The 23,174-nt window shown below is 69.5% G+C and carries 24 protein-coding genes; 13 read left to right on the forward strand and 11 right to left on the reverse strand.

The genetic code is table 11. The features are described from left to right. Position 1: 1 nt before the first annotated feature. Complete coding sequence (locus JK364_RS00915; RefSeq protein WP_201846469.1) at positions 2-457, reverse strand: SDR family oxidoreductase; 456 nt, start codon at positions 455-457, stop codon at positions 2-4. Positions 458-1,231: 774 nt separating this feature from the next. Then, a complete protein-coding gene (locus JK364_RS00920) occupies positions 1,232-1,918 on the reverse strand; it encodes a FadR/GntR family transcriptional regulator (protein WP_201846471.1) in 687 nt (228 codons plus the stop codon). A gap of 388 nt (positions 1,919-2,306) precedes the next feature. On the opposite strand from JK364_RS00920, the gene JK364_RS00925 reads away from it, so the two are divergent. Next, complete coding sequence (locus JK364_RS00925; protein ID WP_230991245.1) at positions 2,307-3,047, forward strand: FadR/GntR family transcriptional regulator; 741 nt, start codon at positions 2,307-2,309, stop codon at positions 3,045-3,047. A gap of 431 nt (positions 3,048-3,478) precedes the next feature. On the opposite strand, the gene JK364_RS00930 is transcribed toward JK364_RS00925, so the two are convergent. Continuing rightward, on the reverse strand, positions 3,479-3,841 hold the full coding sequence (locus JK364_RS00930) for a hypothetical protein (protein WP_201846473.1): 363 nt from the start codon (positions 3,839-3,841) through the stop codon (positions 3,479-3,481). 402 nt (positions 3,842-4,243) lie between these two features. Between JK364_RS00930 and JK364_RS00935 the strand changes: the two genes are divergently transcribed. Genes JK364_RS00935 through JK364_RS00945 form a run of 3 tightly spaced genes read left to right on the forward strand, consistent with a single transcriptional unit; the run spans position 4,244 to position 7,191 of the window. Continuing rightward, positions 4,244-5,260: a substrate-binding domain-containing protein gene (locus JK364_RS00935; RefSeq protein ID WP_201846474.1), complete on the forward strand. Its 1,017-nt coding sequence runs from the start codon at positions 4,244-4,246 to the stop codon at positions 5,258-5,260. 6 nt (positions 5,261-5,266) lie between these two features. Further along, positions 5,267-6,331, forward strand: coding sequence for an ABC transporter permease (locus JK364_RS00940; RefSeq protein ID WP_201846476.1), 1,065 nt, complete (start codon positions 5,267-5,269; stop codon positions 6,329-6,331). A gap of 8 nt (positions 6,332-6,339) precedes the next feature. Further along, on the forward strand, positions 6,340-7,191 hold the full coding sequence (locus tag JK364_RS00945; RefSeq protein ID WP_201846478.1) for an ATP-binding cassette domain-containing protein: 852 nt from the start codon (positions 6,340-6,342) through the stop codon (positions 7,189-7,191). A gap of 321 nt (positions 7,192-7,512) precedes the next feature. Here the strand turns inward: JK364_RS00945 and JK364_RS00950 are convergent, their stop codons facing one another. Continuing rightward, entirely contained in the window at positions 7,513-8,886 is a 1,374-nt protein-coding gene (locus JK364_RS00950) for an MFS transporter (protein ID WP_230991246.1), read from the reverse strand. A gap of 133 nt (positions 8,887-9,019) precedes the next feature. On the opposite strand from JK364_RS00950, the gene JK364_RS00955 reads away from it, so the two are divergent. Both JK364_RS00955 and JK364_RS00960 read left to right on the forward strand, forming a co-directional pair. Next, complete coding sequence (locus tag JK364_RS00955; protein WP_201846480.1) at positions 9,020-9,502, forward strand: winged helix-turn-helix transcriptional regulator; 483 nt, start codon at positions 9,020-9,022, stop codon at positions 9,500-9,502. A gap of 105 nt (positions 9,503-9,607) precedes the next feature. Further along, positions 9,608-10,180: a hypothetical protein gene (locus tag JK364_RS00960; protein ID WP_201846482.1), complete on the forward strand. Its 573-nt coding sequence runs from the start codon at positions 9,608-9,610 to the stop codon at positions 10,178-10,180. A gap of 19 nt (positions 10,181-10,199) precedes the next feature. Here JK364_RS00960 and JK364_RS00965 read toward each other — a convergent pair whose 3' ends face one another. Further along, entirely contained in the window at positions 10,200-10,808 is a 609-nt protein-coding gene (locus tag JK364_RS00965; protein WP_201848801.1) for an NADPH-dependent FMN reductase, read from the reverse strand. A 148-nt stretch (positions 10,809-10,956) separates the two neighbouring features. Here JK364_RS00965 and JK364_RS00970 point away from each other — a divergent pair, with 148 nt between their 5' ends. Next, positions 10,957-11,826: a helix-turn-helix domain-containing protein gene (locus JK364_RS00970; RefSeq protein WP_201846484.1), complete on the forward strand. Its 870-nt coding sequence runs from the start codon at positions 10,957-10,959 to the stop codon at positions 11,824-11,826. A gap of 118 nt (positions 11,827-11,944) precedes the next feature. On the opposite strand, the gene JK364_RS00975 is transcribed toward JK364_RS00970, so the two are convergent. Continuing rightward, complete coding sequence (locus tag JK364_RS00975; RefSeq protein WP_201846487.1) at positions 11,945-12,514, reverse strand: TetR/AcrR family transcriptional regulator; 570 nt, start codon at positions 12,512-12,514, stop codon at positions 11,945-11,947. 94 nt (positions 12,515-12,608) lie between these two features. Here JK364_RS00975 and JK364_RS00980 point away from each other — a divergent pair, with 94 nt between their 5' ends. Both JK364_RS00980 and JK364_RS00985 read left to right on the forward strand, forming a co-directional pair. Continuing rightward, entirely contained in the window at positions 12,609-13,538 is a 930-nt protein-coding gene (locus JK364_RS00980) for an NADP-dependent oxidoreductase (protein ID WP_201846489.1), read from the forward strand. 277 nt (positions 13,539-13,815) lie between these two features. Next, positions 13,816-15,237 (forward strand): serine/threonine-protein kinase, encoded by a 1,422-nt coding sequence (locus JK364_RS00985; RefSeq protein ID WP_201846491.1) that lies wholly within the window; start codon positions 13,816-13,818, stop codon positions 15,235-15,237. Positions 15,238-15,377: 140 nt separating this feature from the next. Here the strand turns inward: JK364_RS00985 and JK364_RS00990 are convergent, their stop codons facing one another. After that, positions 15,378-16,313: a LysR family transcriptional regulator gene (locus JK364_RS00990; RefSeq protein ID WP_201846493.1), complete on the reverse strand. Its 936-nt coding sequence runs from the start codon at positions 16,311-16,313 to the stop codon at positions 15,378-15,380. A 135-nt stretch (positions 16,314-16,448) separates the two neighbouring features. Here JK364_RS00990 and JK364_RS00995 point away from each other — a divergent pair, with 135 nt between their 5' ends. After that, entirely contained in the window at positions 16,449-17,750 is a 1,302-nt protein-coding gene (locus JK364_RS00995) for an MFS transporter (protein WP_201846495.1), read from the forward strand. Position 17,751: 1 nt separating this feature from the next. On the opposite strand, the gene JK364_RS01000 is transcribed toward JK364_RS00995, so the two are convergent. Continuing rightward, positions 17,752-18,165: a hypothetical protein gene (locus tag JK364_RS01000; RefSeq protein WP_201846497.1), complete on the reverse strand. Its 414-nt coding sequence runs from the start codon at positions 18,163-18,165 to the stop codon at positions 17,752-17,754. Between the two features lie 140 nt (positions 18,166-18,305). On the opposite strand from JK364_RS01000, the gene JK364_RS01005 reads away from it, so the two are divergent. Further along, positions 18,306-18,743, forward strand: a complete 438-nt coding sequence (locus JK364_RS01005; RefSeq protein WP_230991248.1) for an RNA polymerase subunit sigma-70 — start codon at positions 18,306-18,308, stop codon at positions 18,741-18,743. Next, positions 18,721-19,326 (forward strand): hypothetical protein, encoded by a 606-nt coding sequence (locus JK364_RS01010; RefSeq protein ID WP_201846499.1) that lies wholly within the window; start codon positions 18,721-18,723, stop codon positions 19,324-19,326. The genes JK364_RS01005 and JK364_RS01010 overlap by 23 nt, the downstream gene beginning before the upstream one ends. A gap of 122 nt (positions 19,327-19,448) precedes the next feature. Here JK364_RS01010 and JK364_RS01015 read toward each other — a convergent pair whose 3' ends face one another. Continuing rightward, positions 19,449-21,041 (reverse strand): amidase, encoded by a 1,593-nt coding sequence (locus JK364_RS01015; RefSeq protein WP_201848805.1) that lies wholly within the window; start codon positions 21,039-21,041, stop codon positions 19,449-19,451. A 179-nt stretch (positions 21,042-21,220) separates the two neighbouring features. Beyond that, positions 21,221-21,634, reverse strand: a complete 414-nt coding sequence (locus tag JK364_RS01020) for a DUF4345 domain-containing protein (protein WP_201846501.1) — start codon at positions 21,632-21,634, stop codon at positions 21,221-21,223. A gap of 90 nt (positions 21,635-21,724) precedes the next feature. Here JK364_RS01020 and JK364_RS01025 point away from each other — a divergent pair, with 90 nt between their 5' ends. Beyond that, positions 21,725-22,363: a TetR/AcrR family transcriptional regulator gene (locus JK364_RS01025; protein ID WP_201846503.1), complete on the forward strand. Its 639-nt coding sequence runs from the start codon at positions 21,725-21,727 to the stop codon at positions 22,361-22,363. On the opposite strand, the gene JK364_RS01030 is transcribed toward JK364_RS01025, so the two are convergent. Then, entirely contained in the window at positions 22,345-23,112 is a 768-nt protein-coding gene (locus JK364_RS01030; RefSeq protein WP_201846506.1) for an AraC family transcriptional regulator, read from the reverse strand. The two genes, JK364_RS01025 and JK364_RS01030, sit on opposite strands and share 19 nt — an antisense overlap. Positions 23,113-23,174 lie beyond the last annotated feature (62 nt).

A 23,174-nucleotide genomic window follows, 5' to 3' on the forward strand; every position in this document is an offset into this window, starting at 1 on the left:
CTCACGCCGTCTCCCTGAGGTCGAAGGTGGAGCCGGTGACGTAGTCGGCGTCCGGGCTCGCGAGATACCGCAGGACCTGAGCCGCGTCCGCGGCCTGCCTGGCGACCACGATGTTGAGGCGGACGGCCGGGCCCAGCTCCACCGCGAGAGAGAGGACGGCACCACGGACGGACTCCACGGCCGCGACCGCATCGGGGTTGGCCCTGCCGCCGGGAGGCTCCGTCACGAGAACAGCGATCTGCCTCTTCTCTTTCCATGACGCGCCTGTCGCCAACTCCCGCAGACGCTCGAAAAGCTCCACATTCGTCTCAGTCACCCAGACGTGGAAGGGATCTTCCACTTCGCCGTAGCCGAGTACCACCACATGCATCGGCTCCTCGACATCCACGATGCCGTCCACGGGGCCGATCCTGATGACGTTGCCGCTCGACTGCGCATCAGAGCGCACGGAACTCATCGCACCTTCCTTCCATCGATATCCACCGGCCTCCAGCCGATCACCGGGGCGGCCCACCTTGCGATCACTGAGGCCCGCAAGCTTCTGGCCAGGCCTTCCGGCAAGGAGGATCTACCTGCAAGCCGAAATCGGTTAGCACGCATGTAACGTACGATCGGTACGGTCGACCGGTCAACCATTGACATGAAATTGGTCGACCTCTCGCCGCGGCCGCGTCGACCGGCTACGGACTCCGTCCTGCGCAGAGTCCGCACACAGCCATCAAGTGGTCGGTGCGGCGCGAGGCGCTGGAGTGGAACATGCCGTCACCGGCCGGCTCGGCCACTGGTCCGGCCGACGCGCCACAGCGGCCTCCCCAGCCGGGGCCCGGCTTCGCCCGCTACACCGCGGCCCACCCAGCCGCGAGCACATGGATCAGGCAGCCCGCGGGATCGCCGACCGCCACGTCTTTGAGGCGGCGTGCGTGAGCGTTCACAAGATGGTCCGCAAGCTACTTCCGGCAGCCAGAATACTGCCGCACAGAGAGGCGACGAAGGACGCGGACTTGCTCATGCCGCGGCGGCACGAGAACGCGGTACTACGCCGGAATGCCAGCGGCCGGGTACGCCATGAGCTTTTGATCGGTTCTGACCGGCTGTGGCCGGCTGCGCTGTCGAAAAATCGTGGACACCATCGAAGCCACCGCTACGTCGGGAACCACCGCCCCGGTGGCCTTCCGCTCCTGAGACCGCCTTCCCCCCCGTCAGCTCCACGCGGACCGCGGGGAGCGCCGCGTCATGCGCCGATCTCTTCCTCGCCACGGTCGGGCATGCTGGCGCGCAGCCGCCGCGTCGCCCGGTCCATGTGCGCGCGCATCGCTTGGCGGGCCGCCTCGGCGTCGCGGCGCTCCACCGCCTTCAAGATCGGTTCGTGCATCGCCAGTGACGTCTTCGTCTCCCCTGCCGTGCGGATGACTCGGGACGCCCATGCCCGCAGCAGAGACTGGATGTTGGTCAGCACGCTGGTCAGGACGGTGTTCCCGCTCGCCTCGGCCACCTGAAGATGGAACGCGATGTCGGCGGCCGCATAGGCGTCGAAATCATCGCCGGCGTCCCGCATCTGCCGCGCGAGGTCTTGCAGCCGTTCCAGCTGCTGCTCGGTGCGGCGCTCCGCGGCCCATCCGGCCAACTGGACCTCCAGGTGATGGCGGGCTTCCAAAAGGTCCTCCAGCGACTTCTCCCCCAGGAGAAGCCCCCACTCGATCACCTGCGGGAGCAGATCGGAGGTCGAACGGCTCAGATACGTGCCGTCACCCACCCGCTGTTCCAGCAGACCCAGGAGACTGAGTGACTTGATCGCCTCCCGCACCGTCGACCTGCCCGTCGACAAAGTCTCCGCCAGCTGCCGCTCCGACGGAATGCGCTGCCCCGGCTTGAGCTCTCCCGACAACAGATAACCGAGAAGCCTGCGGGTGAGCTCCACCCCCGGTCCATCCCGGCGAGCGGTGGGCCGAGGCCGCGGTAGCGGTGTTGCCATGGGAACTCCCCACATAAATGGTGGACCGGTACACCAATGCTAGTCCACAGTGGCGCTCGATCGGGGCCGCGCATCACAGAGTGCGGACGATCGCGCGGGGGCAGCCGACCCGTCCGGCGAGGCGGCCGGCACAGCGTGACTCCCCGGGAGGCGGCCATACGAGGCGACGGCACAGTCAAGGCATGAAATGGCAATCCGGTCGATCAATGCGCGGATATAAGCCCTTCCATGGCTTGCGAAACGCGATCCAGTCGGGCAACCGACATTGGAACACCGGTCTACCACTTTGGTATAGAGTGCCAGTCGTCCACATCTCACCCGTGAGGGATTCCGCATGGCAATACCAGTACCGCGGCCGCAGCCGGTCCCCCGGCGGGACGGACCGGGCGTGGAGCTCACCCGCAGGCTGCTCGACTACCTGCTGTCGGGAGAGCTGACGCCCGGCCAGCGCATCCCGTCGGAGCGGCAGCTCGCGGAAGCCCTGTCGACGGGCAGGTCGACGGTCCGTGAGGCGATCAAGTCGCTGAGTCTCCTGGGGCTTTTGGAGCAACGGGTGGGTGACGGCACGTATTTGAGCCGTTCGACCTCCGATCTCCTGCCGCAGGTGATCGAGTGGGGAATCCTGCTCGGGGAGAAGCGACTGGAGGATCTCCTGGAGGCGCGCCATCACCTCGAGGTGCAGTTGGCCGGGTGGGCCGCGGAGCGCCGCAGCAACGAGCAGCTGGAGCGGCTGCGGGAACTCGCGGGACGGATGAGGGATGCCGGCGATGATTTCGACGCTTACGTGGCCGCCGACATCGCGTTCCACCTCCAACTCGCGGAGGCGAGCGGGAACACCGTCCTGACCAGTGTGCTGACCAATATCCAGTCCTTGCTCCAGGCGTGGGCGACCAGGGTCATCCGCACCGCAGGCGAGACGCACACATCGCTGGCGATGCACGAGCCGATCCTCAAGGCGGTGGAGAACAGGGACGCGGAGGCAGCCCAGGAGGCGATGCGTGCGCATATGGAGCGTGCGACGCGACGTCTGCGGGACAGTATGCCCGAGAGTGGCAGCGCCGGAATGAGCGCCTGATCGGCTCTCGAGCACGGCTTCTCGTGCGGAAACGCCCCTGTTCTCCTGGAAGCGCTCAGCCAGAACGATGAGTTCCTCCTCTGACCCGCAGACCGTGATCAAGCAGCGATGCTCCGCGGTTCGCGGGTCCGCAGCCGCCCGATGCCGGCACTGGGCGGCTGCCCCGCAAGACCATCCTGATCGCCGGCTGGGCCCGGCAGCGCCGCGGCGCCGCGGCCACTGCGCGGAACTCCGCGAGAGGATCCGCAAGAGGCCCCGCGCGCGACCGATGAGCCGCCCACGGAGGTCGCTCGCCGACCAGGCAGCGGCCGCACCAGTGAACCTGAAACCACGTCAACCTGCCCTGACCGGCTACGGAACTTGACCTTGTGATGTTGGTCGGATCGTCGTGTCGTGCAGACCGGAGACCGCTGGACGCCGACCGTCCGGGATCAGAAGCGTGGCCGCAGCCAGTGACGCGCGGCGGTCAGTGTCACCTCGATGTCGTCGCTCCATGAACAGACTTCCAGCCATGACAGGTAGCCGCCCTGCGTGAAGGCCAGGACCTCGCCGGGGCACTCACCGGTCTCGGTGACCAGCTGTGCTTCGGCCGCCACGACAGTGCCGGGGCCGGTGGGCGCGGGATCGACCTCGCTGGTGTCGAGTTCGAAGTAAGCGGTCCCGCACCCGCATGTGCAGCGAGCTCGCACCCTGAGGTGCGGAACCTGCCGTCGGAGCACGCCATGAACCGGACTGTCCGTGTTCAGGACTGCCGCAAGGACGTCGGCTATGTCGGCAGGCAAGCTCTCGGTCATCCCGTCACCGTATCTGGCCAGGGGCTTTTGGCTCCGACCGCGCCCGGCCCATCGCCGTTCGGCCGACCAGGCGGCAGCAGGCAGGGGGATGACGTTCGGGTCGTCGTCAGTTATCCGCAGGCCGAGGCCGCAGTGGGCCCGTCCCCGGCGAGGACGGCGTCGAACGCGGCGGTCGCGGTCCGCACTGCTCTCGTCCACAAAATGGTCGACCGGTTGTCCAAACGGTTGACCGGTCGTCCACTGCGCTCTACTGTGAGCCCACCCCAAACCGGCCCCCTCTGAGCAGCCCAGATCGGCTGACGGCCGGCATCAGCGATCGAGAGAAGACACCACCTGGTCGGCCTCCGACCGGAGTCCCGATCCACCTCCCTTTCTCCTTCTACGCAGTGAGGCGCAGAATCAATGGACCGATCCCCAAGAGTCCGTAAGACCCGAGCGACCGCTCTTGTCGCCGCCTGTACGACTGGCATCCTGCTCGTCACCGGATGTACCAGCAGCACCGGTGGGAAGAACGCCGAAACGGCCTCGAACGGCATGGTGGCAGGCCGCGCCAAGACTCCGCGCATGACGATCGCGATGGTCACCCACGGGGTAGCCGGCGACCCCTACTGGGACGTCGTGCGCAAGGGGGCCGAGGCCGCAGCCGCCAAGGACAACGTCAAGCTCGTGTACTCCTCCGACCCCACGGCGTCCAACCAGGCCAACCTGGTCCGCAACGCCATCAACCAGAAGGTCGACGGGATCGCCGTCACCCTGGCCACACCCGACTCCATGCGGGGCGTCCTCGCCAAGGCCGAGGCGGCGGGCATCCCGGTGAGCGCCTTCAACCAGGGCCTTGACTACTGGAAGAAGTTGGGCGCGATCGGCTACTTCGGGTCGGACGAGAAGTTCGCCGGCCAGATGGTGGGAAACCGACTCAACAGCATGGGCGCCAAGCACGACCTGTGCCTCATCCACGCTCAGGGGACCGTGGCGCTGGAGGACCGATGTGCGGGCGTGAAGTCGACGTTCAAGGGAAAGACGGACATCCTCTACGTCAATGGCCAGGACATGTCCTCGGTGCAGTCGACGCTGACCGCGAAACTGCGGCAGGACCCGAGCATCGATCAAGTCACGGCCCTGCAGGCCACGATCGGGACGACCGCGCTGTCGTCGGTCAAGGACGCGAACAGCAAGGCGAAGGTCAACACCTTCGACCTGAACAAGGACATCGTGTCTGAGATCAAGAACGGATCGATCGAGTTCTCCCTGGACTTCCAGCCCTACCTCCAAGGCTACTTGGCCGTTGATTCCCTGTGGCTGAACAAGGTCAACGGCGACATCATCGGCGGCGGCCGGCCCACACTGACCGGCCCGGCGTTCGTCGACAAGTCGAACATCGCCAAGGTGTATAAGTACGCGCAGAATGGCACCAGGTGATCGACGATGAGTGCCCACACCACCACCCCTTCCCCGTCGGCCCGGTCCGCGACCCGCGTGCAGAACCGGACGGCACAGCGATCCCTGATGCGCAGATTCCTGGCCCGCCCGGAGGTCGGCGCCATGATCGGCGCGATCGCCGTCTACGCCTTCTTCTGGACGGTGGCACCCAGCTTCCGGGCAGTCGATTCTCTGTCCACCGTGCTGTATCAAGCCTCGACGCTCGGTCTGATGGCACTGCCGGTGGGCTTGCTCATGATCGGCGGCGAATTCGACCTGTCGGCCGGCGTGGCGGTGATCACCTCGTCCCTCACGGCGAGCATGTTCGCCTACCAGCTTTCGATGAACGTCTGGATGGGCGTCATCGCCGCGCTGCTCGTCTCGCTCGCCGTGGGTTTCTTTAATGGATACGTACTGGTCAAAACCAAGCTGCCGAGCTTTCTCGTCACCCTGGGGAGCTTCTTGATGCTCCAGGGCCTGAACCTCGCGATCACCAAGATCTTCACCGGCAACGTGGCCACGAACGACATCTCCGACATGCAGGGCTTCAATTCCGCCAAGGCGGTCTTCGCCTCCGACATCACCATCGTCGGCATCTCGATGAAGGTCACGGTGCTGTGGTGGCTCCTCTTCGTCGCCATCGCCACCTGGGTGCTGCTGCGCGCCAAGTTCGGTAACTGGGTCTTCGCCGTCGGCGGGCAGAACGAGAGCGCACGCGCGGTCGGTGTGCCGGTATCCGTCACCAAGATCGTGCTGTTCATGCTGGTGGGACTGGGAGCCTGGTTCGTCGGCATGCACCAGCTGTTCGAGTACAACACCGTGCAGTCCGGTGAGGGCATCGGCAACGAACTGCTCTACATCGTGGCCGCGGTGATCGGCGGCTGCCTGCTCACCGGCGGCTACGGCTCGGCGATCGGCCCGGCGTTCGGTGCGTTCATCTTCGGCATGGTCACCCAGGGCATCGTCTTCGCCGGTTGGAACCCCGACTGGTTCAAATTCTTCCTCGGCGTCATGCTCCTCGGCGCCATGCTGCTCAATACCTGGGTCCGACGCCAGGCATCCCGGAGGTGACCTCCACAATGACTGTCAACGAAACCACTGTGGCCGACACGAAGCCCATCATCGAACTGCATAACGTCGGCAAACTGTACGGCAACGTCCGCGCCCTGGGAGAGGTCGATCTCGCCGTCAAACCGGGCCAGGTCACCTGCGTCCTCGGCGACAACGGCGCCGGAAAGTCCACCCTCATCAAGATTATATCCGGGCTCCACCAGCACACCCAGGGCGAGTACCGCGTCGACGGCGAGCCGGTGCGGTTCTCCACCCCGCGCGAAGCCCTCGACATGGGGATCGCCACCGTCTACCAGGACCTGGCCGTCGTCCCTCTGATGCCGGTGTGGCGCAACTTCTTCCTCGGTTCCGAACTCACCCGCGGTCTGTGGCCACTGCGCCGTCTCGACATCGAGAAGATGAAGAAGATCGTGGATGAGGAACTGTGCGCCATGGGCATCGAGCTCGACGACCTCGAGCAGCCCATCGGCACCCTCTCCGGCGGCCAGCGGCAGTCCGTGGCGATCGCTCGCGCGGTCTACTTCGGCGCCCGGGTGCTGATCCTCGACGAGCCGACCGCGGCCCTGGGCGTCAAGCAGTCCGGCGTCGTGCTGAAGTACATCGCGGCCGCCCGCGACAAGGGACTGGGGGTCATCTTCATCACCCATAATCCCCACCATGCCTATATGGTCGGCGACCACTTCGCGGTACTGCGGCTCGGCGCCATGGAACTGAGCGCCGACCGCCGTCAGGTGTCCCTCGAAGAACTTACCAACCACATGGCGGGCGGTGGCGAACTGGCCGCGCTCAAGCACGAACTGGCCCAGGTCCGCGGCGTCGATGTCGAGGAACTCCCAGAGGAAGCGGACCTCTCCCTCTGAAAGAGGATCCATTCTCGGCGGCATGCACGAGCAGCGGAGCAGAGGACCGTGCGACCGCGGCTCGCGGCGTTGCCCATGGTCAGCTGTTCCGTGGCAAGCGAGGCGAGTTTTCAAGTGCCATGCGCTGATGCTCCCATGGCCGGACGCCGCACAGGCAGGTTCCGGAAGCACGATCGCATCGGTAGCACCGGCAGCACCGCTGCCGGTGCTGGCGCCGTCTCATGTCGCCAAAAGCCATGGAGTTTGTCGATCCAGTCCGGCTGCCCGGCCAGGAACGCGCAGACGAAGCACGGTCCGCTCCGCGTGCGAGCCGCGTAGGCCTCAAGGTCCATGGCCTGCCGGTCGGTTGACATCCGCACTCCGCTCGCCGGGGTGCTTCAGTGTGCTACGGCCACCCGGTTGCGAAGCCGAGTTCGGCCGCTCAACCGCCGAGTTGTCACCGGGCAGCCTCATACGGCGGGTCGTCGCCCACAGGAGCAGGGCGGCGAGGCTGAATGACGCGCCGAGAACTGTCACGGCGGGCCAGCCCGCCGTCGCGTAGGCGAGGGAGGAGCCGAGGGCACCGAGGCTGCTGCCCGCCGAGTAGAACACCATGTAGCCGCCGATGATCCTGCTGCCCGCGTCGGGCCGGACCGCGTGGATCAGGGTCTGGTTGGTGACGTGGACGGCCTGCACGGCGAAGTCCAGCAGGACGGCGCCGATCGCCAGCGCCCACAGCGATTGCCGGGTCAGGGCGATCGGGAGCCAGGAAAGCGCCAGCAGGGCGAGGCCGACACCGGTCGTGCGCTCGGCGAACCCCCGGTCGTTCCAGCGCCCGGCCACTCCGGCAGCGACCGCCCCGGCCGCCCCGGCGAGCCCGAACGCTCCGATCGCGGTGTGCGACAGCGACCAGGGCGGACCGCTCAGGGGCTGCGCCACGCCGCTCCACAGCGTGCTGAAGGCCGCGAACACCAGCAGGGCGAGCGCGCCCCGGATCCGCAGCAGCGGATGGCGGACGAACAGGGTGACGGTCGAGGCCACCAGTCGTCCGTACGACACCTCGCGCACCCCGGCGGACGGCGCGCCCGGAGGCAGAACACGACGCAGAGACAAGGCGAGGACGGCGGTGACGCCCGCGGACGCCAGGTAGACCGCCCGCCAGCCGGCGAGGTCGGCGAGGACGCCGGCGGCGGCGCGGGCCAGCAGAATTCCGGTGACGATACCGCCGGTGACCGTCCCGACGGCACGGCCGCGCCGGGCGGGCGGGGTCAGGGCGGCAGCCGCCGCGACCATCGTCTGGGCGACGACGGCGAGCAGCCCGACCACGGCGAGCGCGCCGAGCAGCGCCGCCACGCCCGGCGCCAGCCCGGCGGCCAGCAGCGCCAGTGCCAGCAGCCCGAGCTGACCGGTGACCAGCCGTCGGCGGTCGAGCCGGTCGCCGAGCGGCACAAGCGTCAACAGGCCCGCCGCATAGCCGAGTTGAGTCACGGCGACGATCACACCGAGCAGCCCCGAGCCGAGCGCGAACCGCTCACCGAGGGTCACCAGCAGGGGCTGGGCGAAGTAGACGGTGGCGACGGAGCTGCCGCAGGCGAGGGCGAGCAGGGGCACGAGCCTGGCGGGCGGGGACGCGTCCGACGCCGAAGCCGTGGCAGGCGCCCGGCGGCCGCCGGTCCCGCCGCACCCACCGACCGCACCGGAGCACTCGATCGCCATACCGACACACCTTCCACTCGGTTGCATCTTGCCTCGGTTGCATCTTGCTACCGTCGCGACAGTAGCCGCGCGAGGTAGCATGTTGCAACCATCCCTGGAAGGGGTCCGGGGAGCTGGAGGAGAGGAGCCACGGATGGTCGCCCGCACCCGTTTCGACGCCGACCCCTGTCCCGTCGCCCGGACGGTGAACGCCATCGGCGACTGGTGGTCGCTGCTGATCGTGCGGGACGCCTTCGACGGCAGCCGCCGCTTCGGCGAGTTCCAACGCAGTCTCGGCATCGCCAAGAACATCCTGGCGGCGCGGCTGCGCACACTGGAGGAGGCCGGAGTGCTGCGCGGCGAGCCCGCCCCGGACGGCGGGTCCCACCGCGAATACCTCCTCACGGACAAGGGCCGCGCCTTGTTCCCGGTGATCGTCGCTCTGCGCCAGTGGGGCGAGGAGCAGTGCTTCACCCCCGGCGAGGACCACTCCCGCCTGCTGGACCGCCGGACCGGCCGCCCGTTGCGCCCGGTGCGGATTGAGGCGGCGGACGGACGGCCGGTGGAGCCGGAGGACACGGTCGTGGAGAAGGTGCGGGAGAAGGTGCGGGAGAAGGAGGGCGGGAAGCGAGGGTGATCTCCGGCAGGTGACCGGGTTGTTGCCGCATCCGAGTCCCGCGCGCACACCGGCGGCAATACGATGCGATCACACGACCCCGCCTCTCCGTCACGGTGGCCCTTCATGAACAGCGTGTACTCGCCCATCCCGGAGCTCAATCTCCTCCGGGAGTTCAATGATCAGTTCGGGACGCACAGCTACGCGGATGGCTTCGAGCTGCTCGACTACGACGACAAGAACGAACTCAAGGGCTGGCTGCAAGATCCGAAGAACCCCAGCCGCGCCGAGTTCTTCGACCAGCTGATCCCCTTCGCACGCGCCACCGGCAGTGGTTCGGGCTACGCGCTGTGGCGGTTCGACGACCGGGCCGACCTCGCGGACCTTCCCGTCGTATTCCTCGGCGACGAGGGCGATGTGTGGGTCCATGCGCGCAACCTGCGAGAGCTGCTCCGGCTGCTCCCCGTCGAACGCGACGTCGCCTACGAGGACGAGGACCTCGACGAGCTCTTCCCGGCACGTCAGGAATACCTGATGTGGCTGGAACGGAACTTCGGTCTCACCCCGCCCGACGAGGACGAGGAAGCGGCCATCGGCAAGGCGGCCATGTGCGCGTTCGGCCCGCGGTTCGCCACATGGCTGGCACGGTTCACGAACGAAGGCGTGATCGATGACATGGTCAAGCTGCTGGACGGTTGAGCTCGGCGCGGGCGGGCGCTCAGGCGGTCTCGGCCCGGGTGCGACGTGCCTCGTCGAGGAGTTCGCCCCACCACAGCAGCTCGTCGAGCATCGCCTTCGCGGCGCCGTTCGGGCCCTCCGGGTCCCGTAGCTCGCCCTGCGGGCCGAAGAGCTCGTAGTAGCGGGGGAACGTCACGACGTTGCGCACCGTGTGGGCCTGGAGTTCGGCGAAGACCTGGCGGAGCTGCTCGATGGCGAGCAGGCCGCCGCTGGCTCCGCTGTAGCCGACGAAGCCGATCGGCTTGGCCTCCCACTCCGTGTAGTGCCAGTCGATCGCGGCCTTCAGGGAGGCGGGGAAGCTGCGGTTGTAGTCGGGCGTCACCACGACCACCGCGTCGGCCCGCTCGAGCCGCCTGGTGAGGTCCGCCATTCCGGCGGGGCGGGCCATACGGGGTTCGAGGGCGGGCGGCACCGCCGGGAGGGCCAGTGGCAGGGCGGTGTCGGCGAGATCGACGAGGTTCACCGTGAAGTGGCCGTACTCCTCGGCCCGTTCCGCGAACCACTTCGCGACCACCGGGCCGAAGCGGCCCTCCCGGACGCTGCCGATGATCACCGCGAGGTTGAGGGGTCCACCGTTCCGGGGCTCCATGGGCATGGTTGTTCAGCACCTTTCCTTGTGCTGGGGTCCGTTGGATCGCCTTCGAATCTGCCGGGGCCACCGCGTGCCAGGAAGGCCGGGCCGAGACTGGTAGTGGCACGGCCACGATCCGCACCGGCGCGGCTGTTACGTTCACCGCGTGAGCGACAACGAGCTGGGGCTCTTCCTCCGCAGCCGCCGCGAGGCCGTAGCCCCCGCCGACGTGGGGCTGCCCACCGGGCCGCGCCGCCGGACGCCGGGGCTGCGCCGGGCCGAGCTGGCCATGCTCGCCGGGGTCAGCGTGGAGTATGTGACCCGGCTGGAGCAGGGGCGCGACCGCAGACCGTCCGCGCCCGTGCTCTCCGCGCTCGCCGACGCGCTGCGGCTGACCGCGAGCGAGCGGGTCCATCTGCACCGGCTCTCCAAGGGCGCCGAGGGCGGGTTCACCTGCCGGGGCGGGGCGGTGCCCGGCCGTACGGTGCGGCCCACTGTGCGGGCGCTGCTGGACCGTCTCGAGCCCGCCCCGGCCGTTCTGCGCAACGGGCTGGGCGAACTCCTGGCCTGGACGGAGGCGTACGAACGGCTCACCCGGCCGCTGGGGCTCCTCGATGCCCACGATCCGGACGGCGGCCCGCCCAGCCTCGTCCGCTACGTCTTCACCGACCCGCGGGCACGCACCGCCTACCCCGACTGGGACCGGGTCGCCGATGACCAGGTGGCCGCACTCAAGCAGGGGCCGTTCCGCGCGGACCCCCATATCGCGGCGGTCGCCGACGAGCTGACCGTGACCGCCGGTCCGGACTTCGCCGAGCGGGTGACGACCCTGCCCGGTCTGCCGAGGGCGAACGGCGTCCTGCGTCTCATCCATCCCGGGGAGGGGGAACTCCGCCTGGCCTACGAGACGTTGGAGCTGCCCGCCGACGACGATCAGCGCTTGGTGGTGCACATCCCCGCCGACGGCGCCTCCGCCGCCGCGCTGGACCGGCTGACGGGCCGCCGGTCCGGGGCGCTGCGCGCGGTGTCCGGCTGAGACCGCCGGGGACCCTCATACCACCGGTCGGACGCGCCGTACTGGGGCATGGGGTGCTGGGGCATGAGGTGCTGGGGTTGCGGCCGTCGAGCCGTTCACCACACCGGCTCTGTCCGCGTCAGCACAAGGCACTGGCCGCCCGCACATCGCAGAGGGTCCGGCGCGCGACGTCACCGAAGTCGTCGCCGTCGATCGTGTCGCTCCAGCGCTCATAGGCGATCTTCAGCGCGAGCGCGCCCAGTTCCGCGGCCACGCACGAGGTCAGTTCGGGAACGCCGCGCCGCTTGAGCGCGTCGGTCATCGACGCGGTGAGACCGAGGCCCTTCAGCGCCTCGCGTTCCCGCAGTTCCGGATTGGCGGCGATCACTGCCCGCCTGCGGGCGCTCACTTCACGGCGAGCGGGGTGGAAGGCTTCCCTCCCGACCGCGTCCAGAGCATGTACCAGCGCCTCGAACGGCGTGGCGGCCGCCGGAGCCCCGGCAATCCCTTCGGCGAGCAGTCCGGCCATCGCGCCCCCTCCGAAGAGCACTTCCCGCTTGTCCTGGAAGTGCCGGAAGAAGGTGCTCTTCGTCAGCCCCGCGCGCTCCGCGATCTCGATCACTGTCGTGCTCTCGTAGCCCCGCTCCTCGAACAGTTCGAGGGCGGCGACAGTGAGTCGTTCCGGTGCGTTGGGTTGCCAGCGAGCCATGAGAACAGTGTACGGCACTTGGTCCCGTCACTCATGTTACGGTGATGGGACCAAGTCCTATCACCCGATCGTCTGTCCCGTTGGAGGTCCGCCCATGAGCCGAGCCGTCGTCTACCAGACGTTCGGAGGCCCCGAGGTACTGGAACTGCGAGACGCTCCGGAGCCGCACGCCGGCCCGGGCGAGGTGCGCGTCCGCGTAACAGCCGCCGGCCTGAACCCGATGGACTGGATCATCTCCTCGACCCCCGAGACAGCGGCGATGTTCGGCGTCACCGTGCCGTCGGGCTTCGGGTACGACTTCGCCGGCGTCATCGACGAAGTCGGAGCCGGCGTCGGCGGTTTCGCCGTGGGTGATCGCGTCTACGGAGGCGCGATGGGGAAGGCTGCCGCCGACTTCCTGGTCATGAAGACTCCGGCTCAGGCACCCGACGCGCTGTTTCACACACCGGACGGCATCAGCGACGAGGTGGCCGCCACGCTCCCGGTGGCCGGTCTGACCGCCGTCGCCGCCCTGGAGGCGATCGGGCCGCGGTCCGGTGACACCGTCCTGGTCGGCGGTGCCGCCGGCGGCGTGGGCGTGTTCGCCGTACAGCTCGCGAAACTCGCCGGCGCCAGAGTGATCGGGACCGCCTCGCAGAGCACATTCGAGTTCCTGCGGCAGCTCGGCGCCGAGCCCGTGGCGTACGGTCCGGGACTCGCGGACCGGGTGCGGATGCTGGCTCCCGACGGCGTGGCCGCCGCGACGGACCTGTTCGGCACCGAGACGGCCGAGACCGCGCTCGCGCTCGGCGTACCGCCTGAGCGGATCTCCACGATCGCCGCGGGCCCGAACCCTCCCGGCGGCGTACGCGCGACCGGGGGCAGCGAAGCCGGACCGGCCGGCCTGGAGCGGATCACCGACGCGATCCTCGCCGGCCGGATCACCGTGCCCATCGCCGCGACCTTCCCGATACAGCAGATCCGTGACGCCGTGGCACTGCAAGCCGGACGCCACGTCCACGGCAAGATCGCCATCACGCCGTGACCACACGTCTCCGCTGAGCAGCCGCGCCATGCCCCGTCGACCTATCCAGTCCGGCGGGTCCGGGTAACCCGGGCCGGCCGAGGCACAGTGAGAAGTGCACCATGCCACAGTGCGTCTTGAACCCTGGCGTTCAGACGTGATCAGGCCTGAACACCAGGGAACTGGCCGAGGGAAGTCTGCGTCTCCTGTTCATGCCGAAGTGCATGAGGCACATGACGGAGCGGGCAGGTCGGTCCCGAACGGAGGAGTGTTGACGGGTGGGGCACAGCCGCGGACAGTGATTGGCGAGCGATACAGGCTGATCCGTCGGCTAGGCGAGGGCGGGTTCGGCCAAGTGTGGAAGGCCCACGACTCGGCTCTGGGTGTGAACGTGGCGATCAAGCAGGTCCGCCTCGACGACTCGCTGCCGGATGAGACACGCGTGGAATTGTTGACCCGGGCGGGGAGAGAGGCCCGCAACGCGGCACGGCTGCGCGATCACCCTCATATCGTCACCGTGTACGACGTAGTCGAGGTGGACGACACCCCCTGGATAGTCATGCAGTTGGTGGACGGTCACTCGCTTGCGGAGGAGCTGGAGGAACACGGCCCACTGACGGTCGACCGGGCTGCCGACGTCGCCGGCGGGGTGCTGCGCGCGTTGGAAGCGGCCCACCGGGCAGGCGTGGTGCACCGGGACGTAAAGCCGGCCAATGTGATGCTCGCGAAAAGCGGAGAGGTTCTGCTCGCGGACTTCGGGATCGCCGTTGGACACACCGATCCGCGATTGACGGCCACCGCACTGGTCATCGGCTCGCCCGGCTATATAGCCCCTGAGCGCCTTCAGGGTGCGCAAAACGACGGCCGGGCAGACCTCTTCTCACTCGGCGCGACGCTGTATAAAGCGGTGGAGGGCGTGCTGCCGTTCCCAACGGACAATCCCATCGCAGCTCTCACCGAACCGCTCCCCACCCCTGCCAACGCCGACCGACTGACCACTCTGATCACTGGTCTTCTGGAGAAGGATCCCACCCGACGCCCCACCGTCGCCGAGGCGTTGGCCATGCTCGACGCTGCTCCCGACCTCCCGGAGCCCCCCTCCAAGAAGGTGACGAAGAATCCGGTTCCGCATAAACCCGTCACGATCACCAACAGCACGCGGGAGCTCGTGGAGGCGTACGAAAAAATTCCCTGGGGGGATAGGACCGTCAACGTGTCCTGCGCCGGAATCTTCATCGGCGGCATCGCCACGGACTTCGTCCTGAACCACTACTACGCCGCCTTCAATGGTCCGGCCTGGGTCGTGACGCCCTTCCTCCTATGGATCTCGGTCTTCTTTCTCCTCGGCTGCTACGTCGTCGCCAGTTCCTGGCTGAAGGCGCTGTACACCCGGTCCGATGTGGTCACCATCAATCACCACGGCATCACCTTCACCCACCGGCCCAAGTTGTCGCAGCTCAGGAGCTTCACGGTCCGATGGGAGACATTGGAAGGCATCTCCGTCGACAAAGGCTGCGTCGTAGCATGGTTCAACAAGACATTCGAGCCTACGGCCGAGTGGCAGACCGCGAACAGCGTAAAGCCCCATCAGGGTGGCGGATTCGACATATACACGCTGGCCGATAGCCCGTCTGCGGTCGATCCGAAACGGTTGCGCGACGGGCTGCAGAAGTTTGCTGGGGCTCGGTACGGCAACCCGAAGCGTGTGCCGAACCGCTGAGAACCCGTCGTTGAGCCGTCGTGTTCGCGGGGAACTCGAACCCACGAGCCCTTCAGGCCAGCGGCCGGACGCCGAGGGCGACGCCTGCCCCGAGCCGCGGTCCGGCGGTCCGGCCGCGGTGCTCGAAGACGCGGTGGTGTTCAGCGCGGGATCACCCAGCCCGGTGCCCAGGTCCCGGCGGCGTCGTGGCCGGGCGCTGTGGTGGTGAGGTGGGCGCGGAGGGTGGCCAGGGCCGGGTGGGGGTTGTCGCGGTGCCAGAGGAGCGAGTGCGGGTAGACGGGCGTCGGGTCGGTCACCGGGATGCGGCGCAGGCCATGGTCGGTGGGCCAGACCAGGCGGGTGTGCTCGCCCATGAAAGTGGCCAGGGCCGGGGTGTCGGCGACGGTGTCCAGGAGCGCGTCGGAGCCGAAGTTGGGGCCGGTCGCCTCGATGGTGAGGCCGAACTCGGCGACGAGGTCGTCGTAGTAGGCGGCCCACTCGGTACCGGGGACGATGCCGGGCATCCAGATCCGGTGCCCGGCGAGCTGGGCGACGGTCACCGACCGTGCGCCCGCCAGCGCGTGGGCGGGGCCGGTGAGGAGCTGGAGCGGCTCGTCGAGCACCCGGACGGACTCGATGTCTGGGGGAAAGGGCCGCCCGGGCGCGGCGACGGCGCGGAAGGACGCGTCGATCGCACCGGAACGGATGGCGGCGACGGCCGTCTCGATGTCGAACAGCATCACCACGTCGAGGTCGATCTCGGGGTGCGCGCGGTGGAAGCCGCGCATCAGGCCTGACGCCGCGCCACGCGAGGCGATCACGTCGACGCGCAGCGGACGGCGGCCGGTGCGCACGGACGCGACCGCGCGCTCGGCGACGCGCAGCAGCTCGCGCGCGTGCGGCAGGAACGCCTGCCCGTCGATGGTGAGCTCGGCACCACGGGGGGTGCGGGTGAACAGCCGCACGCCGAGGTCGCGCTCCAGCGCGGCGATGCGCTTGGAGACGGCCTGCTGGGTGACCGCCAGCTCGGCTGCGGCCTCTTGGAACTGCCCCGCCTCGGCGGCGGCGACGAAGGTCCGGACGGTGTCGAGGTCCATGCCGACAGCCCATGGACACAACCATCGGTTGTGGCAGACCGGTCCTGCGGTTGTTTGATCCCTGGATATGGTGCTCGCTTTGATGCTTCCGATCGCGGATCGGTTGTGCGAATGAGTGGCGAGGGGCGACGGGGTATGGGGAGCGGGCACTGGCCGGGACATCTGCTCGGACATCGGTTGGGGCGGCGGTTCGGGTGGCTCTGGGGGGCGTACGGGACCAGCGCGCTCGGCACATGGCTCGCCTTCGGCGCCTTCCCGCTGCTCGCCATCCAGGTGCTGCACGCCGGACCGGCCGAGGTCGCCGCGCTCTCCTCCGTCGGGGCCGCGGTGGGCGCGGCCGTGGCGGTGCCGCTCGGCCCGTGGGTGGAGTTCCGCCGCAAGCGGCCGGTGCTGATCACGACGGACCTGGTGCGGTGCGCGGCGCTGCTGACGATCCCCGTCGCGTTCGCGCTCGGCGCGCTCACCTTCGTCCAGCTCCTGCTGGTCTCGGTCGTCGTCGCGGCGGCCGACATCACCTTCCGCGCCGCCTCCGGCGCGTATCTGAAGACGCTGCTGCCGGCCGAGGACCTGCTCGTCGCCAACGCCCGGTTCGAGTCCACGGCCTGGACGACCACGATCATCGGACCGCCGCTGGGCGGCGCCGCGATCGGGCTCCTCGGTCCGGTGGCGACGGTGGTGGCCGACGCGGTCAGCTACCTGCTCTCGGCCCTGGGCATCCGCGCGATGGGCGGCCGCGAGCCGCGCCCGGAGCGCCGGGAGGCCGCGCGCATGAGGACCGGGGACCTGCTCGACGGCTGGCGTTACATCCTCGCCGACGCGGCGCTGCGTCCGCTGTTCTTCAACACCGCCTTGTTCAACGGCCTGGTGATGGCCGCCCAGCCGCTGCTGGCCGTCCTGATGCTCGGCCGACTCGGGTTCGCGCCGTGGCAGTACGGCCTCGTCTTCGCCGCGCCCTCGATCGGCGGGCTGCTCGGTTCGTGGCTGGCCCGACCACTCGTCACCCGGTTCGGGCAGCACCAGGTCCTGGTCGCGGTCGGGGCACTGCGCGCGATCTGGCCCGTCGGCCTGGCCTTCGTGAAGCCGGGGACCGGCGGGCTGCTGCTGGTGATGGGCGTCGAGCTCGGGCTCATCTTCTGCTGCGGAGTCTTCAACCCCGTCTACGCCACCTACCGCCTCGAGCGCACCGCGCCCGATCGGGTCACTCGCACGCTGTCCGCCTGGGCGGTGACGACCAAGGCCTCGACCGCGCTCCTGACGGCCGTCTGGGGCGTGCTTGGCGGCCTGCTCGGCCCGCGTACGGCCATCGCCCTGGGCGGCGTGCTCCTGCTGGCGACCCCGCTGCTGCTCCCCCGCCGCGCGGCAGCGCACCTCCCGGAACCGGAGCCGGAACCAGGGCCGGAAGGAGCGGCAGCGCACGATGGGTCGCGATGGGGCTGACTCAGTTCCGTGGCATGTGTCCGGGACCGGCATCGGCTGCCATCCGCTCTGCCCACTCGCGCTGGGTCACGGCTCGCTCAATACGGCTGACGACGTCCTTCTTGGACGCCGTGTCCAAGGTCTCCGGGATCTTGTCGAAGGCGTCGGGAAGGACGTCGAGGAGACCCCAGATCTGTTCGCCGGTGCTGACGGTCAGCAGTAGCTGACACCTCCACTGTGGCGACACTTCGGGACGGTGGCGGAGCCGGTGCACGAGTGTCGGGAACAGGTAGTGCCTCGCCTCGGCCGCGAGGTGCTCCCGGAGCCAGTCGACCGGGAGGCGCTGACTGAAGCCATATGTGGCGGCCTCCTGTTCCAGGTCGAGGAGTTGACCGGTGCCGACGGCTCGGACGGTGCGGGGAAGAGTTGGGGCCATGCCGAGATGATGTCAAGCAGCGCATCCACGTCGTCATGCGCTCATGATGCCCGCGCTCGGAGGGGGAGGCCGCTCATCGCCCGGCACGGCCGAACGTTTCCGGATGCTCCTCCGTCCTAGGAGGGACAGGGAGGGAACGCATGACCGGACGCCGCCGTACGCTACGCCGTATCGGGCGCCGCGCCGACGCCACTGACCCCCGCCGGCCCGAACGACACACCCCCGACACCCGCACGCCCGACAGGACGGATGTGGACGTCTCACGCGTGCGGGCGATCCTGGCGCTGGGCGGGGTGCCGTGGGGCGACCTCGATGACGGGGTGCAGGAGGTACGGCTGAAGCTGCTGGAACAACGCGCCGATCCGGCACGCGCGGCGGTCCGCGACACCTCCGCGTGGAGCAGCGTCGTCGCCTCCCGCGTCGCCGCGGACTGGCACCGGGCCGGTGCGCGCGACGACGGGCTGCTCGACATCCCCGAGGGCACGGTCAAAAGCCGCCTGCACACGGCCGTGGCCGCGCTGCGCACCCGGCTGCGCGAGACGGAGGTGATCCACGGTGACCGAACCGACCGAGACTGAGGAGGCCCGGCTGCGACGGGCGTTCGCGCTGATCGGGGAGGAGGCCGGACGCCCGGGCCGCACCGCGGCGCCCGCGGACCCGCCGGCCGCGGTCCGCACCGTCACAACGGCGTCCCGTCCCCGGCGTGGACAGCGGCGTGTCCGGGTGGCACTCGCCATTGCGGCAGCCGCGTGTGCCGCCACCATCACCGTGACCGTGGCGGTCACCGCCGACGGCGGCTCCGGAACCGATTCCGACGCGACAGGCCGGGGACAGACCTTCCCGGAGGCTCTCGCCTGCGCGACCGCCGTCGTGGAGGGCGACCTCACCACGGTGCGCCCCGCCGGCCAGGGCCGGATACAGGTAACCGTGTCCGTGGACCGGTGGTTCAAGCCCAGCACAGGCCCTGCCACGGCACGGTTCGACCTCGCCGACCCCGCCGAGGCATACGCCACAGGGGACCACCTCCTGCTCCTCGTCCCCCGGCGGAAAGGCCAGATTCCCGACGCCTACCGAGGCCAGGAGGTACGGCCGATGCGCGACCGGATCACCCGCGCCCTGCCGGAAGCAGCTCACACCACCTGCCCTCCGGAGTTCCATTGAGGCAGGGGGACCGCCATGCCGGGGGACGGGCCGAGGGACTCGTGCTCGTCCGCCGTACCCGCGACCGCGACCACCGCCTGGCCTGGCCCGGCCAGGCCCGGTGCCGTACATCGCGCACAGGGTCAGAGGCCCACGTCGGCGGGACGGTATGTCGGCGCTCTGCGGACCCGGCCGGCCTGCTCGTAGGCGTAGGCCAGGCGGAGCAGGGTCGGCTCGCTCCACGCCGTGCCCATGAACGTCAGGCCGACCGGCAAGCCGAAGGCGAAGCCCGCCGGGACGCTGATCGCGGGGTATCCGGCGAGTGCGGCGGGCGTGGACGCGCCGCCGCCGTAGCTGTCCCCGCGGACCAGGTCGATCTTGGCCGGTGGTCCGGTGGTCGGCATCACCAGCGCATCGAGGCGGAAGCGCCGTAGCACCGCGTCGATGCCTTCGGCACGCGACAGCCGGTGGTTGGTGGCCAGCGCCTCGCGGTACTCGCTCTCGGTGAAGTCCAGCCGGTGCACCGCCTCCAGACCGTCCTGCCGCACATAGCGGAGCTCGCGGTCGGCGTGTGCGCGGTTGAACGCGATCAGCTCCGCCAGGCCGCGCGGGTGGTCGCCGGGGGCGCCGGCCAGATAGGCGTTCAGTGCCCGCTTGATCTCGTACACCTGAACGACCTTCGAGCTGGGGAGGTCCTCGAGCCGCTCGGCCGTCGGGATGTCGGCCGGGTCGACCACGGTCGCGCCGGCGGCGCGCAGCGTGGCGATCGCCCGCTCCGCGATCTCGTCGGCGTGGTCGCTGTAGCCGAAGTACACGGTTCGCGGTACGCCGATCCGCGCACCACGCAGTCCGTCGGCGTCCAGGAAACGGGTGTAGTCACGATGGAAGTGGCCACGGCTCGCCCCGGTCGCCGGATCACGGTCGTCGATGCCGACGAGGACGCCGAGCAGGATCGCGGCGTCGCGGACCGTGCGCGCGATCGGGCCGACACTGTCCTGGCTGGGCACGCCGGGGATCACTCCGCCGCGCCCGACCAGTCCAACGGTCGGCTTCACCCCGACGACGCAGTTCGCCGAGGCGGGGTCGATGATCGAACCGTTGGTCTCGGTACCGATCCCGGCGACACACAGGTCGGCCGCGACGGCGACCGCCGTACCGGAGCTGGACTCGTTCGGAGACCGATCCAGCTTGTAGGGGTTCCGGGTCTGCCCACCGCGGGCGCTCCAGCCGGCGTGGTGGGTGAGCGACATCCCACCGGCCCACTCGCTCAGGTTGGTCTTGCCGAGGATGACGGCACCGGCCGCGCGCAACCTGGCCGCGACCGTGGCGTCCCTTGCCGGCCGGAGGCTCTCCAGGGCGAGTGATCCGGCGGTTGTGTGCATGCGGTCCGCGGTCTCCACCAGGTCCTTCAGCAGAACGGGCATGCCGTGGAGGGGCCCACGGGGATGTTGCCCGGCATCCAGCCGCCGGGCCTCTCGCAGCGCGTCGGGATTGACCTCGATCACCGCGTGCAGGAGTGGATCGATACGTTCGATCCGCTCCAGGTAGTAACGGGTCAGCCGTTCCGCGTCGAGCCGCCCCTCGTCCATCCGCCCGCGCAGCTCGGTCATGCCCAGTTCGTCCAGGCTTCCGATGGCAGGGCGGGCTTGGGCGGAGGCCGCGCCGAGCCAGGGCGTGGCCGCCGCGGCGGTGCCGAGCGCGAGCATGCTCCGGCGCGTGGTGTTGATCCGGTCCATTCGGTACGGCGTACTCATGGATCGGCACGCTAGAGGTGCCACCGATGTACCGCGCTCCGACTGTCCCCCGGCTCTTCACTGGTGATATCCCCCTGCCGCACCGGGGGCACGCCGGAGACCGGGAGGTGCCGGCGGCGAGCCCGGCCGCGCTCACACGGTCCGGGCGAGCTCAGGCGCTTTCATCGACCGGCGGGCACGGCCTCCACATCGCCGCGCAGGGTCCGCTCCTCCGCGTCGGCCAGCCAGAGGAAGACCGGCGGCAGGCCGAGCTCGATCACCGCCAGTGCGATCTGGAACCACTGCGGCCAGCCGTGCACGGCGAGCGAGAGCAGCCGGCCCACGCCGCCCAGCAGGAAGACGCCGGCCAGCCACCGCACCGCCCGAGCCGGGATCGGGTGCTGCCGCGTTGCCCAGAGCCAGGCCAGCCCGTAGCCGACGAAGCTGGCCCCCATGAACCGGCCCCAGCTGTCGACCGTCGGGCCGGCCGAACCGGCGCCGGGGATCGCCGCGTTGCCGAGTGCCACGTGGTAGAGGCCGATCGTCACGCAGGCCCAGCCCATCAGCTGTGTGAGTACGCGCAGAGTTCTGGCCATGATCCCTCCAAGCCGTCCCGGCAGAGCTTAGTTGACACGCGTCTACTAGATTGGGCGCGCTGGTTGACTCGTGTCAACTAAGCTGCGTTCGTGCCTCCTCGCCAGCGACTCACCCCCGCCGACCGCCGCGCCCAACTCCTCGCCGTCGGCGCACGGCTCTTCGCCGCACGCCCCTACGCCGATGTGCTGATGGAGGAGGTCGCCGAACAGGCCGGTGTCTCCCGGGCCCTGCTCTACCGTCACTTCCCCAGCAAGCACGCCCTTTTCGCGGCCGTCTACCAGCAGGCCGCGGACAAGCTGCTCGCCGAGACGCGGTTCGACCCCGCCGACTCCCTGGTGGAGCAGCTCATCCAGGGCATGGACGTCCATCTCGACTACTTCGTGGCGAACCGCAACGCCGTCCTCGCCGCGAACCGGGTCCTGGCGGGCGACCCGGTGATCCAGACGATCATGACGAACGAGCTGGACGCGCTCCGTGCGCGGCTGCTGGCCGTACTCCCACTCGCGGACGAGAGCGCCCGTGAGGCCGTGTCCGGCGTCCTGAAGAGCTGGCTGGTCTTCGTCCAGGTCCTCTGCGTCGACTGGCTCACCCACGAGACCTGCACCCGCACCCAACTGCGCGACGTCTGCGTCGGCGCGGCTGTCGGCGCCCTCCGGCCACTGCTCGCCGAGGACCCCGCACCCGACTGGCCGCCACAGGAGTACCCGGCCTATCCGGCGGCCCGGTAGGCGCTCGGCGGGCGGCCCAGCAGGGTGCGGAAGGCGGTGGTGAACGCCGCCGGGCTGTCGTAGCCGAGGTCGGCCGCGATCCGGGTGACCGGCGCACCGGCGGCCAGGTGCCGCAGGGAGTGCACGACGCAGGCCCGTTGCCGCCACTGCGCGAAGTTCAGCCCGGTGGCGCCGCGGAACCGCCGGCCCAGGGTGCGTTCGCTGATGCCCAGGGCGGCGGCCCAGCGGGCGGGCGGATCGTGGACGTCGGGGTGGCGCAGGAAGGCGTCGCACAGCCGCCGAAGTGCCGGGTCGGCGGGCAACGGGATGTCCAGGGGCAGCGGCGCCAGGTCGGCCAGTTCGTGCAGGAGCAGGCCGACCATGGCCGCGTCGCGGCCGTGCTCCGGGTAGCGCGGCCGCATGTCGACGGCTGCCAGGAGGAGTTCGCGCAGCAGCGCGGAGACCTCGACGACCCGGCAGCGGGCGGGGAACCATGGCACGGCGGCGGGCTCGATGTAGAGGCTGCGGGTGCTGACCCCGGGCATGGAGACCTGGTGCTGGGTCCCGGCCGGGATCAGCACCGCCCGATCGGGGGGCACCGTCCACGTGCCCTCCGCCGTCGCCAGCTCCATGACGCCGGTCGCGGCGTACAGCACCTGGGCCCGGCGGTGCTCGTGGTACGGCAGCAGATGGCCGGGCGGGTAGTCGGTGCCGATGGCCAGGACGGCACGGTCAATGGCGTCGACCTCGTCGATGTGGACGTTGCGCACACCGCCAGACTAGGGCCCGGCTCCGCTGTCGGATTGACAAAGGTTGCTGGCGATCATTCGAT

The organism is Streptomyces endocoffeicus (assembly GCF_016741935.1).
In the GTDB taxonomy this organism is placed as follows: Bacteria; Actinomycetota; Actinomycetes; order Streptomycetales; family Streptomycetaceae; genus Streptomyces; species Streptomyces endocoffeicus.

Coding starts and splice junctions, on each gene's coding strand:
- JK364_RS00915 (WP_201846469.1), bottom strand. CDS start 457: ATGAGTTCCGTGCGCTCTGATGCGCAGTCGAGCGGCAACGTCATCAGG.
- JK364_RS00925 (WP_230991245.1), top strand. CDS start 2,307: ATGGCAATACCAGTACCGCGGCCGCAGCCGGTCCCCCGGCGGGACGGA.
- JK364_RS00930 (WP_201846473.1), bottom strand. CDS start 3,841: ATGACCGAGAGCTTGCCTGCCGACATAGCCGACGTCCTTGCGGCAGTC.
- JK364_RS00935 (WP_201846474.1), top strand. CDS start 4,244: ATGGACCGATCCCCAAGAGTCCGTAAGACCCGAGCGACCGCTCTTGTC.
- JK364_RS00940 (WP_201846476.1), top strand. CDS start 5,267: ATGAGTGCCCACACCACCACCCCTTCCCCGTCGGCCCGGTCCGCGACC.
- JK364_RS00945 (WP_201846478.1), top strand. CDS start 6,340: ATGACTGTCAACGAAACCACTGTGGCCGACACGAAGCCCATCATCGAA.
- JK364_RS00950 (WP_230991246.1), bottom strand. CDS start 8,886: ATGGCGATCGAGTGCTCCGGTGCGGTCGGTGGGTGCGGCGGGACCGGC.
- JK364_RS00955 (WP_201846480.1), top strand. CDS start 9,020: ATGGTCGCCCGCACCCGTTTCGACGCCGACCCCTGTCCCGTCGCCCGG.
- JK364_RS00960 (WP_201846482.1), top strand. CDS start 9,608: ATGAACAGCGTGTACTCGCCCATCCCGGAGCTCAATCTCCTCCGGGAG.
- JK364_RS00965 (WP_201848801.1), bottom strand. CDS start 10,808: ATGGAGCCCCGGAACGGTGGACCCCTCAACCTCGCGGTGATCATCGGC.
- JK364_RS00975 (WP_201846487.1), bottom strand. CDS start 12,514: ATGGCTCGCTGGCAACCCAACGCACCGGAACGACTCACTGTCGCCGCC.
- JK364_RS00980 (WP_201846489.1), top strand. CDS start 12,609: ATGAGCCGAGCCGTCGTCTACCAGACGTTCGGAGGCCCCGAGGTACTG.
- JK364_RS00990 (WP_201846493.1), bottom strand. CDS start 16,313: ATGGACCTCGACACCGTCCGGACCTTCGTCGCCGCCGCCGAGGCGGGG.
- JK364_RS00995 (WP_201846495.1), top strand. CDS start 16,449: ATGGGGAGCGGGCACTGGCCGGGACATCTGCTCGGACATCGGTTGGGG.
- JK364_RS01000 (WP_201846497.1), bottom strand. CDS start 18,165: ATGGCCCCAACTCTTCCCCGCACCGTCCGAGCCGTCGGCACCGGTCAA.
- JK364_RS01005 (WP_230991248.1), top strand. CDS start 18,306: ATGACCGGACGCCGCCGTACGCTACGCCGTATCGGGCGCCGCGCCGAC.
- JK364_RS01015 (WP_201848805.1), bottom strand. CDS start 21,041: ATGGACCGGATCAACACCACGCGCCGGAGCATGCTCGCGCTCGGCACC.
- JK364_RS01020 (WP_201846501.1), bottom strand. CDS start 21,634: ATGGCCAGAACTCTGCGCGTACTCACACAGCTGATGGGCTGGGCCTGC.